14 protein-coding genes and 3 tRNA genes are annotated in these 17,052 nt (G+C 73.4%); 4 read left to right on the top strand and 13 right to left on the bottom strand.

Annotated elements, in window-relative coordinates; translation table 11 throughout:
• Nucleotides 1–261 precede the first annotated feature (261 nt).
• A complete protein-coding gene (locus ABH925_RS13660; RefSeq protein ID WP_370147753.1) occupies nucleotides 262–2,313 on the bottom strand; it encodes a protease pro-enzyme activation domain-containing protein in 2,052 nt (683 codons plus the stop codon).
• A 361-nt stretch (nucleotides 2,314–2,674) separates the two neighbouring features.
• Between ABH925_RS13660 and ABH925_RS13655 the strand changes: the two genes are divergently transcribed.
• The gene (locus tag ABH925_RS13655; RefSeq protein WP_370147752.1) at nucleotides 2,675–4,330 is read left to right on the top strand and encodes a hypothetical protein; all 1,656 of its coding nucleotides are present in this window, start codon (nucleotides 2,675–2,677) and stop codon (nucleotides 4,328–4,330) included.
• Entirely contained in the window at nucleotides 4,327–5,835 is a 1,509-nt protein-coding gene (locus ABH925_RS13650) for an NADH-ubiquinone oxidoreductase-F iron-sulfur binding region domain-containing protein (RefSeq protein ID WP_370147751.1), read from the top strand. The genes ABH925_RS13655 and ABH925_RS13650 overlap by 4 nt, the downstream gene beginning before the upstream one ends.
• A 109-nt stretch (nucleotides 5,836–5,944) precedes the next feature.
• Here the strand turns inward: ABH925_RS13650 and ABH925_RS13645 are convergent.
• Nucleotides 5,945–6,017: transfer RNA gene (locus tag ABH925_RS13645), tRNA-Ala, on the bottom strand.
• A gap of 153 nt (nucleotides 6,018–6,170) precedes the next feature.
• Complete coding sequence (locus ABH925_RS13640; protein ID WP_370147750.1) at nucleotides 6,171–7,670, bottom strand: MFS transporter; 1,500 nt, start codon at nucleotides 7,668–7,670, stop codon at nucleotides 6,171–6,173.
• Between the two features lie 101 nt (nucleotides 7,671–7,771).
• Here ABH925_RS13640 and ABH925_RS13635 point away from each other — a divergent pair, with 101 nt between their 5' ends.
• The gene (locus ABH925_RS13635) at nucleotides 7,772–8,722 is read left to right on the top strand and encodes a helix-turn-helix transcriptional regulator (protein ID WP_370147749.1); all 951 of its coding nucleotides are present in this window, start codon (nucleotides 7,772–7,774) and stop codon (nucleotides 8,720–8,722) included.
• A gap of 69 nt (nucleotides 8,723–8,791) precedes the next feature.
• Here the strand turns inward: ABH925_RS13635 and ABH925_RS13630 are convergent.
• The 8 genes from ABH925_RS13630 to ABH925_RS13595 all read right to left on the bottom strand — a co-directional run bounded on the left by ABH925_RS13630 (nucleotide 8,792) and on the right by ABH925_RS13595 (nucleotide 13,341).
• A tRNA-Ala gene (locus ABH925_RS13630) sits at nucleotides 8,792–8,864 on the bottom strand.
• Between the two features lie 48 nt (nucleotides 8,865–8,912).
• Nucleotides 8,913–8,985, bottom strand: a tRNA-Ala gene (locus tag ABH925_RS13625).
• Between the two features lie 81 nt (nucleotides 8,986–9,066).
• A complete protein-coding gene (locus ABH925_RS13620) occupies nucleotides 9,067–9,705 on the bottom strand; it encodes a histidine phosphatase family protein (protein ID WP_370147747.1) in 639 nt (212 codons plus the stop codon).
• Between the two features lie 5 nt (nucleotides 9,706–9,710).
• Nucleotides 9,711–10,181 (bottom strand): ribosome silencing factor, encoded by a 471-nt coding sequence (rsfS, locus tag ABH925_RS13615; RefSeq protein ID WP_370147746.1) that lies wholly within the window; start codon nucleotides 10,179–10,181, stop codon nucleotides 9,711–9,713.
• Nucleotides 10,182–10,324: 143 nt separating this feature from the next.
• Nucleotides 10,325–12,169, bottom strand: coding sequence for a LytR C-terminal domain-containing protein (locus ABH925_RS13610; protein ID WP_370147745.1), 1,845 nt, complete (start codon nucleotides 12,167–12,169; stop codon nucleotides 10,325–10,327).
• On the bottom strand, nucleotides 12,166–12,801 hold the full coding sequence (gene nadD / locus ABH925_RS13605; protein WP_370147744.1) for a nicotinate-nucleotide adenylyltransferase: 636 nt from the start codon (nucleotides 12,799–12,801) through the stop codon (nucleotides 12,166–12,168). Before nadD ends, ABH925_RS13610 begins: the two co-directional genes overlap by 4 nt.
• 108 nt (nucleotides 12,802–12,909) lie before the next feature.
• A complete protein-coding gene (locus ABH925_RS13600; RefSeq protein ID WP_370147743.1) occupies nucleotides 12,910–13,062 on the bottom strand; it encodes a hypothetical protein in 153 nt (50 codons plus the stop codon).
• A gap of 135 nt (nucleotides 13,063–13,197) precedes the next feature.
• Nucleotides 13,198–13,341, bottom strand: coding sequence for a hypothetical protein (locus ABH925_RS13595; RefSeq protein WP_370147742.1), 144 nt, complete (start codon nucleotides 13,339–13,341; stop codon nucleotides 13,198–13,200).
• Nucleotides 13,342–13,609: 268 nt separating this feature from the next.
• On the opposite strand from ABH925_RS13595, the gene ABH925_RS13590 reads away from it, so the two are divergent.
• Nucleotides 13,610–14,719: a M48 family metallopeptidase gene (locus ABH925_RS13590; RefSeq protein WP_370147741.1), complete on the top strand. Its 1,110-nt coding sequence runs from the start codon at nucleotides 13,610–13,612 to the stop codon at nucleotides 14,717–14,719.
• A 55-nt stretch (nucleotides 14,720–14,774) separates the two neighbouring features.
• Here the strand turns inward: ABH925_RS13590 and ABH925_RS13585 are convergent, their stop codons facing one another.
• Nucleotides 14,775–15,992 (bottom strand): hypothetical protein, encoded by a 1,218-nt coding sequence (locus ABH925_RS13585; protein WP_370147740.1) that lies wholly within the window; start codon nucleotides 15,990–15,992, stop codon nucleotides 14,775–14,777.
• A 300-nt stretch (nucleotides 15,993–16,292) separates the two neighbouring features.
• Nucleotides 16,293–16,775, bottom strand: coding sequence for a hypothetical protein (locus ABH925_RS13580; protein ID WP_370147739.1), 483 nt, complete (start codon nucleotides 16,773–16,775; stop codon nucleotides 16,293–16,295).
• Between the last annotated feature and the right edge of the window lie 277 nt (nucleotides 16,776–17,052).

The raw sequence follows: 17,052 nt of genomic DNA, 5'->3' as shown, positions 1-17,052 counted from the left end.
CCGCCGCCCGCACGTTCCGCCCGGAGCGGAGGAGTCGCCCGACCGGCGGACCCGCTCCCCCGGGGGCCCGGGACGGTGGAACCGGAAGGCACCGGACGGCAGGTCCGGCAGGTCCGGCAGGTCCGGACGGCGGGGGGGGGGGGGGGGCGGCCCGCGGGGCCCCCCCCCCCCCCCCCCCCCCGGGGGGGGGGGGGGGGGGGCGCGGCGGGGGGGGGGGGGGGGGCCCCGGGGGGGGGGGCCCCCCCCCGCCGCCGTCGCCGCTCAGTGCGTCGGCAGGTAGGAGGTCAGGTAGCCCGCGGCGGGCGTGCCGACTCCGGTCACGTCGTTGTAGCCGACGGTCGCGTGCAGCGAGGAGTCGTGGCCCATGGTCCGCAGCGTGGTGCTCAGCCCGCCGGTGGCGTCGACGGCGTTCCGGTAGTCCACCCGGACCTGGGCCAGTTCGGTGCCGGCGCCCAACGGATGGTCGGTCACCTGGTGGTACGCCACCGTGCCGTAGCGCTGGTAGAGGGCGGGGTTGGCGAAGCCCAACGGCTTGCCGGAGGCTTGCTGGGCCAGTGCCTGGATGCCCGCGAACACCGGCGCGGCCAGGCTGGTGCCGCCGATCCGGTACTCGCCGTAGCGCACCGTGTTGTCCGGCCAGGTCTGGGTCTGGCCGACCAGGAAGCCGGTGCCGGAGTCGGCCACGGCGGCGACGTCGGGGACCACCCGGTGGTGCCCGCCGTAGATTCCGGCCAGCGCGGCCGGGACCACGTGCTGCTGGTAGTCCGGCTCGGCCGAGCGCCGACTGGTGCCACCGCCGCCGCCCGCGTCGAAGCCGCCCGGGAGCTGGCTCCAGCTGCGCCCGTTCATCGCCAGGAACGCCTTCGCCGTGCCCCAGCCGGTCTCGAACCGGTAGGTCCCGTCCGCGTCGGTGGCCAGCGAGGTGCCGCCGACCGCGGTCGCCCAGGGCAGTGCGGCCGGCGTCTCGACCTGCTTGGTCCCGGTCGCGGCCAGGTCGTCGCCGTGGTCGCCGCTGGAGAAGTAGAAGCCGATGCCCTCGGCCGCGCCGCCCATCAGCGCGTGGTTGTAGACGGCGTCGGTCGCGGAGTCGGTGTCGCCCTCCAGCGAGCTCCAGGAGTCGCTGACGATGTCCGCGAGGTGTCCGTCGACGATCCGGTTCAGGGCCCCCACCAGGTCGTCGTCACCGCAGGAGGCCGCCCCGACATAGACCAGGTTGGCGTCCGGCGCCATCGCGTGCGCGGCCTCGATGTCGAGCGTCTGCTCGCCGTACCAGCCGGAGGCGCCGCAGCCGTTCGGGAAGGCGGGGCTCGGGTCGACCACGTCCGTCCACTGGGCCGGGTCGACCCGGGTCAGCTGGCCCTTGCGGTAGGCGGCGTCACCGTGCGCGGCGGCGTAGCGGGTGACGTCCTGGCCCAGGGTCGGGGAGTCGTAGGCGTCCACGATCGCGATGGTGACCCCGGTGCCGGTCAGCCCGCCGGCCGTGGCGCCGTAGGCGCGGCGCAGTTGCGTCCCGGTGTACCCGGCCAGCGCGTACGGCTGGGTGTGTCCGTACGCGCGCGGGAGGGAGGTGGCCGGGCGCTGGCCGAAGGAGGAGGAGAAGGGGCCCGAGTTGACGTAGGCCGGGCCCGGCCCCGGCAGGATGTCGCGCCGGGCGCCGTGGCCGGCGGGGTCGTCGGCGGGCGCGGTGCGGTCGGGCACGGCGGCGGCGCCGACGGCGCGCAGGCCGTCGTGGTGGACCAGGTGCGGAGCGTTGTCCAGGCCGGTGACCGCGAGCACGTCGGCGGCGACCGAGGCCGGGACGGAGGCCCGCACGACGGGGGCGGAGTACACCCGGCCACCGCGGCGGTAGGCGTGCAGCTCGGTGCGGAAGGCGAGCCGGACCGCCCTGGCGTCACCGAGGACGGTCAGCTCGTGGGCGTCCTCGGTGGTCACCCGGAAGCCGGCCCCGGTCAGCCAGGCGCGGACGGCGGCACGCTGCCGTGCGGTGACCCCGAACCGCTGCTGCACCTGACCGGCGGTCAGGTACTGCCCGTAGGTGGAGGACCTGGGATCGGAGACCGCGTGCGCGAGCGCGGCCAGCCCGGCCCGGTCCCGGCCGGCGAGGTAGACGTGCGCGGTCACCGCGGCGCTGTCGGCGACCGGACCCCGGTCGGCGGCGGACCCCGCCCAGTCCGGCACGCCGCCGGGCAGCGTCACCCGGGTGGCCTGGGACTCGGCCCCGGCGGGGGCCCCGGCGACGAGGCCGGCCAACAGCAGCGGGATGGTCAGGAGCGCTGCCGCGCCCGCTCTGGAGCGTGACCGTGTAACACGCATGGGGTATCTCTCCTGGGACTGATGGGACCTCACTTATGTGAAGAATGCGCAGTCCTGGGGAGATGTCAGCAGGGGCTTGGGCCGATCGCCCGAGCCCGGAGCTGATTATTCATCAGTTCAGGTTATCGCCCTGGTGCGCGAACGGTAGGCCACACCACTCACTTCCGCACACGGTTTCGCGGGAATCGACGGAGTGTCACCGGGCGCGGCTAGCATCACGGTCAGATCACGATCCCGGGGGCCCTGCAGCACATCACCGTAGGACGAGTCGGAGGCCGCGACCATGACCGCCCGCACCAGGGGAGCCACGCGTCGACGTGGCCTTCCCCTCCCAGTGTTCCTGTTGACGGTCTGCGCAGCCGTGACCGTCGGCGCCACCTCGCTGCGCGCACTCACCGGCAGCGGCACGTCGAGCATGAGCGGAGCCCTGGCCGGGACGGCCGAGCGCCTGCTCGCCTTCCTGGACTACTTCGCCGGGGTGTTCACGCTGCTGTCGCTGACCGCCGCCGTGGTGTGCGGCCTGGCCGCCACCGACCGGCTGGTGCTGAGCCCGCGTCAGCGGGTCGCCATGCAGTCGGTGCACCGGGCCACCTCGGTCGCCGCGCTGGGCTTCCTGGTCACCCACATCACGGTCAAGGTGATGGAGCAGGACGCCAGTCCGCTCACCGTGCTGCTCCCGTTCGGCGGCGGCGCGACCTTCGCCGTCGGCCTGGGCACGGTGGCGGCCGACCTGCTGGTGCTGACGGCGGCCACGGGCGCGGTGCGCGGCCGGTTCGCCGGGAGCAAACGGCCCTGGCTGTGGCGGGTGCTGCACGCGGGTGCGTACGCCTGCTGGCCGATAGCCCTGGCGCACGGGCTGACCGCGGGCCGGGCGGCGGCGGTGTGGGTGCTGTGGAGCTACGGGCTGTGCGCGGCTGCGGTCGGGCTGGCCCTGCTGATCCGGGTCCTCGCCGCGGCGGGCCGGGGCGACGCACGGCGACGCATGACCCGGACCCTGCTGGCCTACGAGGCCGGCGACGCGCGGGGCACCGAGGCCGAGGCCCCGGCCACCACCCGCCGCGCGGAACCCGCGCGCGCCTCCCGGCGGACCCGGGCCGACGCGGCCGCCCCGGCGGACCCGATCCCCTACGCGGCCTTCGCCGACGCCGCGGACGCGGACAGCGCCCTGACGTCGACCGCCGTCGGGCTGAGCTTCACCGATGCCGACCTGGCGGCCGTCGGAGCGGCCCAGGCCGACCCCGGGGATCCCCGGTTCGACCCGCGCTTCGCCGGAACCGGTGCCCCGACGGGTGGTTACGCGCCTGCGGGCGGCGCAGCCGGAGACGCCCGATACAGCAGTGCAGGCTACGGCGGCGCGAACTACGGCGGCGACGGCTACGGCCCCGGGGCGCCGACGGCGCAGCAGGCGATGCCGCAGCCGTCGATGGCGCAGTATGCGATGCCGCAGGGCCCGATGCCCCAGCAGAGCCCCATGGCCCAGCCCACGATGCAGCAGCCCGCGATGCAGCAGCAGTCGATGCAGCCGAGCTCGGTGCCGCAGCAGTCGATGCAGCAGTACCCGTTCGCGCCGGAGCCGGGCGCGTCGTTCGGGTACGGGTACCCCGCCCCGTCACCGTGGGCCGGGGACGGGGAGGCGCGACAGCATCCCGCGCTGGCGGAGACGCCGCCGCACGGGTTCGCCGTGCCGGGGCTGACCGTGCCGGGGTTCGCCGTACCCGGCATGGCGATGCCCGGGTTCGCCGTGCCGGCGCAGGCCATGCCCGCACACATGCAGGCGCAGGCGATGCAGGCCCAGGCGCAGGCGCAGGCGATGCAGGGGCAGGCCGGGCCGGGGCAGGCGATGACCGGGGCCGAGGTGCCCGGCGGCCTGTTCGGGGCGCGGTACGCCGAGGCGGGCAACAGCGGATGGCGGGACGACAGCGCCGAGTGGGGTGCGTTGACCTGGGACACTCCCGCGAACGGCATCCCGGTCGCGCAGGCCGCGCCGGGCTGGGGCGGCGGCGGGTACGGCTGGTGACCGTCACCGAGGTGCTGCGGCTCGGCCCGGCACGCCTCACCGCGGGCCTCGAACAGCATGCCCGGCTCGATCTGACGGACCATCGCACCGCGCACGGCCCGCTCCCCTCCTTCGACCGTGCCGCCCTGCTCGACCTGGTCGACCGCATCGACCTGCGCGGTCGCGGCGGCGCGGCCTTCCCCTTCGCCCGCAAGGCCCGCGCCACCCTGGCCACCGCCGACCGCACCCGCGCGCCTCTGGTGATCGTCGTGAACGCCACCGAGGGCGAGCCGGCCAGCGCCAAGGACCGGATGCTGCTGGCCCGCGCCCCGCATCTGATCCTGGACGGCGCCTGCCTGGCCGCCGCCGCCTTCGGGGCCGAGGAGGTGATCGTCGGAGTGGGCGCGGGTGGCCCCGGCGAGACGTCCGTGCCCCGCGCGGTGGCCGAGCGGAGCGGCACCCTGCCGTGCCCGGTCCGCACGCTGTGCCTGCCCGAGCGCTTCGTCTCCGGCGAGTCGGGCGCACTGATCCGGGGTGTCTCCGGGCAGCCCGCCGTCCCGCCCGCGCGAAAGGCCAGGGCCAGCGACGGCGGACCGGCGGGGGTGCGCGGTCGGCCGACGCTGCTGTCCAACGCCGAGACCTTCGCCCAGCTGGCCGTGGCCGCACGGCTCGGCCCGGACGCCTTCGCCGTGGTCGGGACCCCGGCGGAGCCGGGCACCGTGCTGCTCACCGTCACCCTGCCCGCCCTGCCGCCGCTGGTCGTCGAGGTGCCCGCCGGCGCCCGGCTGGGCGTGGTGCTGGACGCCTGCGGCGTGGAACCCGGACAGGGTCTGCTGGTCGGCGGCTACCACGGGGCGTGGATCCGCCCCCAGGACGCCGCCCATGCGGCCCTCTCCCGGGCCGGGCTCGCAGCGGTCGGCGGCACTCTCGGCGCCGGCGCCGTGGTGTCGCTGCCCACCGACACCTGCCCGATCGGCGAGGTCGCCCGGGTCACGGCCTGGCTGGCCGCGGAGTCGACCGGCCAGTGCGGGCCCTGCCGGCTCGGCCTGCCGAACACCGCCGACGCCCTGGCGCAGCTCGCCCTGCGCGGCGGCGGCCCGTCGGCGCTGGACGAGGCACGGCGTACGGTCTCCGCGGTCCGGGGCCGCGGGGCGTGCGCCCACCCGGACGGTACGGCGCGCTTCGTGCTGTCCGCGCTGGCCGTCTTCGCGGACGACCTGGCCGCGCACGAGTCGGGGCGCGGCTGCGGCCGTCCGGTGCGGGGCCTGCTGCCGCTGCCCGGCGACACCGGCTCCGCGCTCCCGGCGCCGGACGCGTCGGCGGAGCTGTCGCTGGAGGTGGACTGGGCCCGGTGCGAGGGGCACGGGCTGTGCGCGGCGCTCGCCCCGGAGCTGATCGCCCTCGGCCCGCACGGCTACCCCGTGATCGGCACCACACCGGTGGCACCCTGGCTGGAGCACGGCGCGCGCCGTGCGGTGAGCCAGTGCCCGGCCCTGGCCCTCCGGTTCGGCAAGCCGGCCCGTTGACGCGGGCCGGCCGACGCGGCTCGGCCGCGGGTGGGCCGGTGCGGCCGGTCCTGGAGGACCAACGCCGAAGGGCCCGCCACCGTGACGGTGGCGGGCCCTTCAACCTCTGTGGAGCTACGGGGAATTGAACCCCGGACCTCTTGCATGCCATGCAAGCGCTCTACCAACTGAGCTACAGCCCCAGATCGTCGCGCTGCGGTGTTCCCCGCGGCGACATCCCCCACTCTACACGGTCCACGAGGCGGCTCACCAATCACTTGTCCCGCCCCCGACCTGCAAGGTCGAGGGCCGGACAGCCACCACAGGACGGTTCCGGATGCCAGTCGGCGCAGCCGTTACCGGGGCGGGACGGCCCGGCGGGTGCGGTGGGCGAAGACCGAGCCCAGCAGCATCACCGCGCCCACCGCCAGCGTGGTCGCCGCGAGGGCGTGGCCGGAGACCGAGGAGGGCGCGGGGTAGGACACCCCGCTCAGGAAGAGCGTGCCCAGCGCCGCGATACCGATGACGCTGCCCAGCTGGATCATTGTGACCAGGACCCCGCTCGCGTCGGCCGCGTCCACCGGGGCGACCCGGCCCAGGGCCCGGCCCATCAGCGGGCCGTAGGCGCAGCCGCCGATCAGGCCGAGCGGGAAGAGCAGTACCTCGACGCCCACACCCACCTGGCCGCCGTCGCGCAGCAGCAGCCCGACCGAGGCGTAGCCGGCCGCGCAGAGCACCAGGGCGACCGCGGGAAGCGCGAGGTGCAGCCGCTGCGGCAGGCGCTGCCAGTACATCCCGGAGATCCCGAAGCCCGCGGACATCGGCAGGAACACCAGCCCGGCGTGCAGCGGGTCCAGTCCGAGCCCGGCCTGGACGTGCATGGCCATCGCGAACATGTAGCCGCCGACGGCGCACATGGTCAGGAAGATCGAGGCACCCGCGGCCGCGAGACCCGGCGAGCGCAGCACCCGGCCGTGGATCAGCGGGCTGCCGCCACGGGCCGCGACCCGCCGCTCGACCACGACGAAGAGACCGAACAGCAGCACACTCCCGGCCAGCATCAGCCACCCCCACACCGGCCAGTGCTCTTCGTGGCCCAGCACCAGCGGCACCACCAGCAGGCCCATCGCGGCGGCGAGCACCACCAGCCCCGGCAGGTCGAGCCCCCGTTCCCGGTTGCCGGGGATCACCGGCAGCAGGGTGCGGCCCGCGGCCAGCAGCAGCAGTCCGATCGGCACGTTCACCAGGAACACCGGCCGCCAGGTCGACCCGAACAGGTCGGCCTGGACCAGCGCCCCGCCGACCACCTGTCCGATCGCACCCGCCCCGGCGATCACCGCGGTGTAGCCGCCCAGCGCCCGGAGCCGCGAGGCGCCCTGGAAGGTCCGCTGGATCAGGCTCATCACCTGCGGCACCATCAGTGCCGCGCCCACGCCCTGCAGCACCCGGAAGCCGATCAGCGTCCCGGCGTCGGGCGCGAGGCCGCAGGCCAGCGAGGCCACGGTGAAACCGGCCACGCCGAACTGGAACACCCGGCTGAACCCGATCCGCTCACCCAGCCGGGCGCCGGTGATCAGCAGCACCGCGTAGGCGATGGTGTAGCCGGCGATGACCAACTGCAGTGCCGCACCCGAGGTGTGCAGGTCGGTGCGGATCACCGGTGCGGCGACGTTCACGATGAAGACGTCCAGGACCGCCATGAACTGCCCGGTGAGTACCAGGCCCAGCAGCAGCCCCGGCCGGGCCGGTCCGGACGGCGGCGCCGCACCGGGGGTTTCCCGGCTGCCTCTCGCGCCGTCAACTGTGGTGTCGGAAACGGTGGTTACGGTTGCTTTCAGGTTCTCCGCCGTGGTCATGGGTCCATCCTGGCCCGCCGCGGATACAGGTAGTTAGAGCCTGCTGATGCTGGTACCGGCAGTACCTGTCACCGGCCCGCGGGATGCGGCACGATAGCCGGATGAGTGTGACGGACCTGCCCATGACGGCTGCCACGATCGCGGCGGCCGCCACGATCACCGCCGTGCCCGCCCCGGTCGCGGCCCCGGCCTCGCGACGTGCCACCGCACCGCGCCGCACCGAACTCGCCGCCTTCCTCAAGGCCCGACGCGCCCGGGTCACCCCGGAGGACGTCGGCATGCCGCCGGGCCTGCGCCGCCGCACCCCTGGGCTGCGCCGCGAGGAGGTGGCGCAGCTCGCCGGTGTCGGTGTCACCTGGTACACCTGGCTGGAGCAGGGGCGTCCCATCAACGCCAGCGAGCAGGTCCTCGCCGCCATCGCCGGGACGCTGAAGCTGGACGCCGCCGAGTGCGCCCACCTCTACCACCTGGCCGGACTTCAACCGGCCCCGGCGGAGCCCGAATCCTGCCCGCTGTCGCCGGACATGCAGACCATCCTGGACGCGCTCTCGCCGCTGCCGGCCGCGATCAGCAACGCCCGCTACGACATCGTCCGCTGGAACAGCGCCTACGACGCGCTGTTCCCCGGCCTGACGCGCTCGGAACCCGCCCGGCGCAACAGCCTGTGGTGCACGGCCACCGTCCCGTCCTGCTGCAACGCCTTCCTGAACCGCGCCGAGGAGCTGCCGCGGATGGTCGCGGTGCTGCGCTCCGGCTACGGGAAGCACGTCGGAGAGCCGTACTGGGAGGACTTCATCCGCGGCCTGATCGACGCCAGCCCGGAGTTCGCCCGGCTGTGGGCACGGCAGGACGTGGCGGCCCACTCCACCCGGTACAAGGTGTACCGGCACGCGGCGGTCGGCGAGGTGCGGATGTCCGTGACCAATCTGACCGTCTTCGGAATACCCGAGGCCCGGCTGGTGGTCTACACCCCGGCCGACCAGGAGAGCACCGACCGCATCGGGTGGCTGCTGGCCAACCCCGGCCTCTCGCCGGTCGACCACACCCACTGAGCGGCCCGGCCGGGCCGCCGGAAAGCGCGCGGGCCGCCTCCGGTGAACTGGAGACGGCCCGAACTTCTGTGGAGCTACGGGGAATTGAACCCCGGACCTCTTGCATGCCATGCAAGCGCTCTACCAACTGAGCTACAGCCCCGCGTATTGAAATGTACAGCTTGAGATGTACTGCCTGAGATTTCCTGCGTGGAGCTACGGGGAATTGAACCCCGGACCTCTTGCATGCCATGCAAGCGCTCTACCAACTGAGCTACAGCCCCGCTGCCCTGCACACGGCGATGTTGTGCGGACGAGAGAACATTAGCGGCTGGGGGGCCGAACTGCGAAATCCGGCCCCGGCCTCAGGTGTCGTCGCCGATGACCGGCTCGGGCAGGGTGCCCGCGTTGTGCTCCTGCAGCCGCCAGCCGCGGGCGCCCTCGCCCAGCACCGACCAGCAGCAGTTGGACAGCCCGCCCAGCGCCTCCCAGTGCAGCGGGTCGAGGCCGAGCATCCGGCCGATGGCCATCCGGATCGTGCCGCCGTGGCTGACCACCACCAGGGTGCCGCGCTCCGGCAGGTTCTTCACCGCGTCCAGGACCACCGGTACCGCCCGGTCGGCGACCTCGGTGCCGAGCTCGCCGCCGCCCCTGCGGACCGGCTCGCCGAGCTTCCAGGCCCGGTACTCCGCGCCGTGCAGCTCCTGGATCTCGGCGTTGGTCAGCCCCTGCCAGGTCCCCGCGTAGGTCTCCCGGAGGCCGGCGTCGTGGGCGACCGCGAGGCCGGTCACCGCGGCCAGCTCGGCGGCGGTGGCCGAGGCACGGCTCAGGTCCGAGGAGACCACCGCGTCCGGGCTGAGCGCGGCCAGCAGCCGGGCGGCGCGGCGCGCCTGGGCGACACCGGTCTCCGTCAGCGGGATGTCGGTGCTGCCCTGGAAGCGGTTCTCCAGGTTCCAGGAGGTCTGGCCGTGCCGCCAGAAGACGACGCGCCGTCCGCGCGCCATGCCGTTCAGCGCAGACTCCGATCAGCCTCGGCCTGCAGAACGGCCTCCACGTGGTCGAACTCGTTGGGCTCGCGCACGAACTGCTCGTCCTCGGGACGGTTGCGGCTGGCCACCGCGTCCTCGGGGAGGGCGATCTCCGGGCAGTCCTTCCACAGCCGCTCCAGGCCGTAGTAGGAGCGCTCCTCGGAGTGCTGGACGTGCACCACGATGTCCAGGAAGTCGAGCAGGATCCAGCGGCCCTCGCGCTCGCCCTCGCGGCGCACCGGCTTGGTCTGGTGCTGCGCGGAGAGCTGCTCCTCGATGGCGTCGGCGATGGCCTTGACCTGGCGGTCGTTGGGCGCGGAGGCGATGACGAAGGCGTCAGTGATCGCGAGGACCTCACTGACGTCAAAAGCAATGATGTTGTGGGCAAGCTTGTCTGCCGCCGCCTGGGCGGCGGTGGTGACGAGTTCTACAGCCCGGTCAGTCGCGGTCACAGGATGCTTTCGGTTCGGGGACTCGGATACCCTCCAGGATCTCATGGACGGCCGACAGCCCGCTCCGGCCTTTCCTTCGCCGGGAGCGGGCTGCCGCCCGGAGCGGTCTGCCGGAGGGCCGTCCGGCTACCGGCCGGCCGCTGTCAGCCCTTGTAGTCCTGGCCGAGGACCACCAGTAGGTCCGCGTCCTGGCTGGTGGTGACCTTCCTCACCACGGAGGCCGGCAGCCCCAGTGCGGAGGCCAGGGTCCTGGCGTCGGCCGCGCGGGCGTCGTCGGTGTAGCTGATCGTCGTCGTGGCCTGGGTGGACGCCGCCTTGGCGGTGCCCGGGACCAGGGTGAAGCCGCCGTTGATCACGGCCGCGTCGGCGAGGTTGACCTTGTTGGAACTGCCGGAGGCGTCCTGCACGGCGACCCGGGCGACGGTGGGACCGCCACCGTTCGCGCTCACCGAACCGCCGAGCAGCTGCTTGACCATGGTGCTCGCGGTGGCCGGCAGGCCGCCGTCCGCCTTCACCGGCAGGGTCCGGGTGTCCGCGTGGCCACTGTGCGCGTCCTTGGACATGGTCGCCAGCAGCGCACCCAGGGTCGCGTCGGGCAGCGACGGGTCCGGCACCGCGCCCATGCTGGTGATGTCGGCGGCGGCGCTGGTCGGATCCTGCGGCATCGCCTGGACCAGCGCCGACAGCACCTGGCCGAAGCGGGAGAGCTGCGCGCCGGTGCTCTCGCCCTTGGCCTGGTAGGTGGCGTAGGCGATGGCCGCCGTGCCGTTCAGCGTGCCCTGTCCGGCGGTGACCAGGTCCTTGCCGTTCTGGCTGATGGTGGTGTCGGCGTTGAGGGTGATCCCGTTGAGGTGGTCCACCAGCAACTGCAGGAACGGGGTGTAGAGCGCCCAGGTCGCCGACACCTGGGAGCCCAGCAGCGTGTTGAGCCCGGTCCTGGTGGCCGCGTTGCCCTGCGCGTCCACCGAGGAGGACAGCGCCACGCTCGGGCCGCCGCCGTCGGTGGGGACGCCCAGAGTGCCCGGGAGCAGCACCACGCTGGCCTTGCCGGCGCCCGGGTCGGAGACCAGCAGCGCGGTGGTGACGTTCTTGTTCAGGTCGTGCAGGTGCACCGCGATCACGGTGCGCTGGGTCGAGGCGGCGACCGTGCCCGGTGAGGAGGCGAACAGCTTGCCGGTGGCCCACAGGTATCCGGCCCCGGCGACCGCGACCACAGCCAGCGCGACCAGCACCGCCAGCCCCCGGCTGCGCAGCTGGCGGCGGCGCTCGTCGCGCCGCTCGCCCCGGGTCTCGCTGAACTTCAGCCAGTCGATGACGTCGGCGGACTCCTCCTCGTCGTCGACGAAGCCGAACTCGTCCTGGTTGTAGCCGACCTTCTCCGAGGGCAGCGCGGCGGCGCCGGGCGCGGTGCGCTTCGGCGCGGGCTGCGGCGGGACGTACGCCCGGGGCTCGGCGGCCGGCGCGGAGGTCTCCCGCGCCGGCGCCTGCTGGGCGGGAGCCTGGTGGGCCGGAGCCTCGTGGACGGGGGCGTCGTACGACGGCGCCGTCGCGTAGCCGGAGGCCTGGTACCCGGACGGCTGGTAGGCCGTCGGCTGGTACTGCTGCTCCTGGTAGCCCGGGTACTGCTGCGCCGGCGGGTACTCCTGTGCCCCCTGGTACTGCTGCGTCTCCTGGTACTGCTGCTGCCCGGTCCGGTACTGCTGGGTCCCCGGGGGCTGCGAGTGCTGCGGGTACTCCGGGTAGTCCTGGTAACCCGGCGCGGCTGGCTGCTGGTACCCGTAGCCGGGCTCCTGGTACTGCTGCACCGGGCGGCCGTACTCGTCATAGAGCGGCGCGGGGTACTGGCCCGTGTCGTACCCCTGCTGGTACTGCTGCTCGTAGCCGTACTGCGACGGGACGCCGCCGTACGGGGCCGCGTAGTCCCCCTGCTGCGGCTCCTCCGGCCACGCCTCTCCCCCCGGTCCCCTGCGGTCTGCGGTTCCGGTCACGCCGCCCCTGTCCCTATGCCTTGGTAAAGCCTGCGCTTGTCGATGTAGCGCACGACGCCGTCCGGTACCAGGTACCAGACCGGTTCACCCCGGGAGACCCGCAGCCGGCAGTCGGTGGAGGAGATGGCCAGCGCGGGCACCTCGACCAGGGACACGCCGCCCTCGGGCAGTCCGGGATCCGTCAAAGTGTGCCCCGGACGGGTCACTCCGATGAAGTGCGCGAGGTCAAAGAGCTCTTCGGCGTCACGCCAGGAGAAGATCTGGCCGAGGGCGTCCGCCCCGGTGATGAAGAACAGGTCCGCGTCGGCGTGCAGCACGCGCAGGTCCCGCAGCGTGTCGGTGGTGTACGTCGGCCCCTTGCGGTCGACGTCGATGCGGCTCACCGAGAACTGCGGGTTGGACGCGGTGGCGATGACCGTCATCAGGTAGCGGTCCTCGGCAGGCGACACCGGCCGACCGCCCTTCTGCCAGGGCTCCCCGGTCGGCACGAAGACCACCTCGTCGAGGTGGAACTGACTCGCGACCTCGCTCGCGGCGACCAGATGCCCGTGATGGATCGGGTCGAAGGTGCCGCCCATCACGCCGAGGCGCTTCTTCACCGGCCCGCGATCGGGCTCAGCCTGCTCTCCCATGGGCAGTCACTGTACGTGATCCGGATGGCGTTCGAAGGTCCCGGCCGGAGGCTGACGGGGCTGGGCGGCCGGGAGTGGCGTGGTTCCGGCGGGCTCGCCGCGAACGCTCTAGCGGTCCTTGTTGAAGCGGGTGGCCAGGAACAGCAGCAGCAGCAGGACCGCGAGCGCGCCGCCGCCGGTGAGCAGCGGGTTCAGGCTGTCGTGGTTGGAGTTGTCGTCGGCGAGCATGGCGAGCGCGGGGACGGCGGCGTGGAGGCTCATCGGTGGCGGGACCTTCTGACTCGGAGGCGTGTGGGGGCCTGCTTGATCGGGCTCATGCTACGGGCACGGCACGGGCAACCGCTCGTCGGCTCCACGCGTCTGACATGTCGTGTGCTCCAGCAGGGGCCGCACCGCTCATTGCTTGTAGCCGCGCAGCAGGATGAAGGCCAGGAGGACGACGCCCACGACCGAGGCGATGACGATGATCCGCAGGAACATCCCCGGGCCGCTGCCGTCCGAGATGGCGGCCAGCTGCTGCAGGGCGGTGGTGGTGCGCATGGGAACAGGACTCCTCGGGGAACGAGTCGGACACCCTCAGGTTAGTCCTGACACACGCGGCGGTTGTCGGCGGGATCGCGGGTCCGCTGACGGGGTCTCGGCGTACTGTGGCGCCGAGGGGACGAGCGGCGGCTCTCCGACGTTGTAGAGCGTGGGAGGGCCGGATACAGCAGGGGCGCCACCCAGCAGGAGAGTCAGACAGCAGGACGGCGGGGGACCGGTCGGCGAGGCCGGGGGCTCCGCTGTCGACCGGGAGGAAGCAGTAGAGATGACCGAACCCACTGACGGCAGCGTGCCGAGCCGCAACCGCAAGCGTTTCCCCGGAATCTCCACCCGCGCCTGGGAGCACCCCGCCGACCGCTCCGCGCTGGTCGCGCTGCGCAAGCTGAGCGGCTTCGACGAGATCCTCAAGAAGCTCGGCGGCATGGTCTCCGAGCGCTCGGTGCGGCTGATGTTCCTGGCCTCGGCGGTCCGCGCCTCCGAGCGCCAGTTCCCGCACCTGAACGACATGGTGCGGGACGCGGCCTACATCCTGGACCTGGAGAAGATCCCGCCGCTCTACGTCACCCAGGACCCGGTCCCGAACGCCATGTGCATCGGCATGGACGCTCCGGTGATCGTGGTCACCACCTCCCTGGTCGAGCTGCTCGACGAGGAGGAGATGCGCGCGGTCATCGGCCACGAGGTCGCCCACGCGATGTCCGGCCACGCCGTCTACCGGACGATGCTGCTGATCCTCACCAACATCGCCACGAAGATCGCCTGGGTGCCGCTGGGCAACATCGCCATCCTGGCGCTGATCACCGCGCTCAAGGAGTGGTTCCGCAAGTCGGAGATCTCCTGCGACCGGGCCGGGCTGCTGGTGGGTCAGGACCTGCAGGCGTCGATGCGCGGCCTGATGAAGCTGGCCGGCGGCCACCACCTGCACGAGATGAACACCGACGCCTTCCTGGAGCAGGCGGAGGAGTACGACCGGGCCGGCGACCTGCGGGACGGGGTGATAAAGCTGCTGCAGCTGCTGCCGCAGACCCACCCGTTCGTGGCGGTGCGGGTGCAGAAGCTGAAGAAGTGGGGCGAGAGCGAGGAGTTCCGCCAGATCATGTCCGGCTCCTACCCGCGCCGCGAGCAGGACGGCGACGCCTCGGTCGGCGACCAGTTCAAGGCGGCGGCGGACTCCTACGCCCAGTCCTTCAAGGAGACCAAGGACCCGCTGATGGGCCTGATCCGGGACGTGGCCGGCGGCGCCGGCGACCTCGGCGGCAAGCTGCGCGACGTCTTCGCCGGGCGCGGCTCGGAGTCCGGCGGCAGCAGTGCGGCCGGCAACGGCTCGGGTGGCGACTCGGAGCCCCCGGCCGACGCCGCACCGGGCCGGAGCTGACCGGGCTGACGCCCGTTCAGGCACGGTGACCCGACGGGGTCGGCGCACTGACCTGTCAGAGCGTCGACCCCGTCAGCACGCCGCACACCGACCAGGCGGGGCGGCTGCGGTCGAACGGGTCGACGGTCGGCCCGGGCGCGGAGGTCGGGGTCGGTACCGCCTTGGCCGCACCGGTCGCGCCCGCCGCCGTGGAACCCCCCGCGGTCGAGGCCGTCGCCGGGTGCGGAAACAGCGGCTGCAGGTAGGCCGAGGTGGCGCTGTCGCAGGACATCGGCCCGGCCTGGGTGACCGAGTCGGACAGCTCCAGCTGACCGGAGAGCAGGTCGTCGGCGGTGATCAGGTAGTGGATCTCACGCCGCACCGCGAAGAGCACGGTGGGCTCGGCCACCGAGGCGACCGGGACCGTCCCCTTCGGCGGGACCGGGTTCAGCGCGTAGACGAAGGTGTGGTCACTGACGACCTCCAGGGTGGCCGGGTCCAGCTCCCGGTAGCTGATCGAGCCGAGCGACCTGACCTCGTTCACCGCCAGCCGCACCAGCTGCGGGTCGAAGCGGACCATCCAGCCGGTCGCCTCGTGCCGCCGGTCGTTCCTGGGGTGGGCGATGCTGGAGTCGAACTGGCCGTACTGGCCGGGGGCCAGCAGCGCGCGGACCGAGTCCGTCCGTCCGCCGGTGAGCACCTGCGGATCCAGCGACGAGGCCACCAGGTACTGCCGGACCAGGTTCAGCGCGTTGACCACCTGACCGAGGGCGAAGTGCGTGGTGTGGTTCGCCTCGGGCAGCCCGAGCCCGTGGTCGCCGACCGGGTAGTCCTGCAGCGGAATGCCCGCGAACGGGCCCGGCGAAACGGCCGCCGAGGGCGTCGCGGACGCCGAGGGGGAGGCGGAGCCGGACGGCGTGGCGGTCGCACCGGAGGCCGCGGTGGCCGTCGCGCCGGCCGTCGCCGTGGCACCTGCCGTGGCCGTGGCCGTCGGTGTGGCCGTCGGGGCGCTGAACGCGGCAACCGTGGGGATGCCGCCCGGGCCGGGCTGCAGCGGCACGATGGTCATGCTGAGCTCCGCCGCGGTACCGCCGGCGGTCGGATAGGGATGCCTGGTGCCCAGGTAGACGGCGGCGGCGAAGGCCAGCGACACCAGCAGCATCAGCACCACCGCCTGACGGGGCAGCCCGACCCGCATCCCGCGCCGCCTGACCGGCCGGGTACCCGCCGAGGCGCGCTCCCGCGCCGACAGCTCCTGGATCCGCGCAGCCCGGACGAACGACTCGTCGAACACGACGGATCGAAACTCGTCCTCGCCCCCGGATCCGCCCTCGGGCGTGCCTTCCGGAGGCTCTGCCCGGCCACCCATGCCCCCAGGGTATGTCGCCCGTGAGCCCAGTGACGGGTCCCCAGGGGGCAACTTCTGTCCGGGATTTGACGTTGTGCGGCAGTCGTGCCAGGGCGGGCCGGGAAAGCTATGACATAGCGGACATAACCCCCAACCTTGGCCCCAGCATGAGATGTTGGTCACTGAACAGGTGCGCCGTCGGGATCCCAGCCCCCACCCGTGCCGCACCGGCCGTGCCCCAACTGCTCAGTGCGAGGCGCCCGCTGTGGCCGGCGCGGTGACCGTGCTGCCGCTGCTGCCGGTCACCGGGCGCTGCACGGGCTGCTGCCCCTCCCCCGAGCCCCGGTACACCGCCGCCGCGGCGACCAGCACCGCGAGCATGCCGATCACCACCAGCATCATCCGGGCGACGACCCGCTGCCAGCGCCCCGGAGCCGCCTGGTACCGACCCCGCCGCCGGGAACCGTAGGGATCACCGGCGCCGTCGGCCGGCGCCCCGCCGGGTTCGTCGCGGTCGGAGCGGTAGTGCAGTTCGCGCGACACCCCGCCGGGGCCGCCGCGGCGGCGTCCGCCCGCGCGCAGCGCCCGGAGCCGCTCCTCGGCGGAGGGCTCGTGCACCAGGGCGGCGAGCACGAACGCCTCGTCGAGGATCAGACCGGTGAAGGCATCGTCATCGGACTCGCCGCCACCGAAGTCACCGGTGCTGGAGTCGAAGCCATCGGGATTCACGGAGGCCCCCAGGTCGTCTCACTGCAGAGTCAGCGTCCACCGGCAGATGCGCCATCCGACCGCCGGCGGGGCTTCTAAGCAGCCTAGCGCCGGGCCAGCCGCTTGTCTGTGCCTTGCCGCCGAGCGGGTGCCACCGGCTGATCGGGTGCCCGGCAGGCCGGACACCCGCCTGACCGATCGCAGCGCCGGGTCAGCCCCGGACGTGTCCGTCTCCGGTGACGATGTACTTGGTGCTGGTCAGTTCGGGCAGGCCCATCGGGCCGCGGGCGTGCAGCTT

The organism is Streptacidiphilus sp. EB129 (assembly GCF_041262645.1).
Taxonomy (GTDB): Bacteria; Actinomycetota; Actinomycetes; order Streptomycetales; family Streptomycetaceae; genus Streptacidiphilus.
This window is presented reverse-complemented; position numbering and strand designations above follow the sequence as displayed.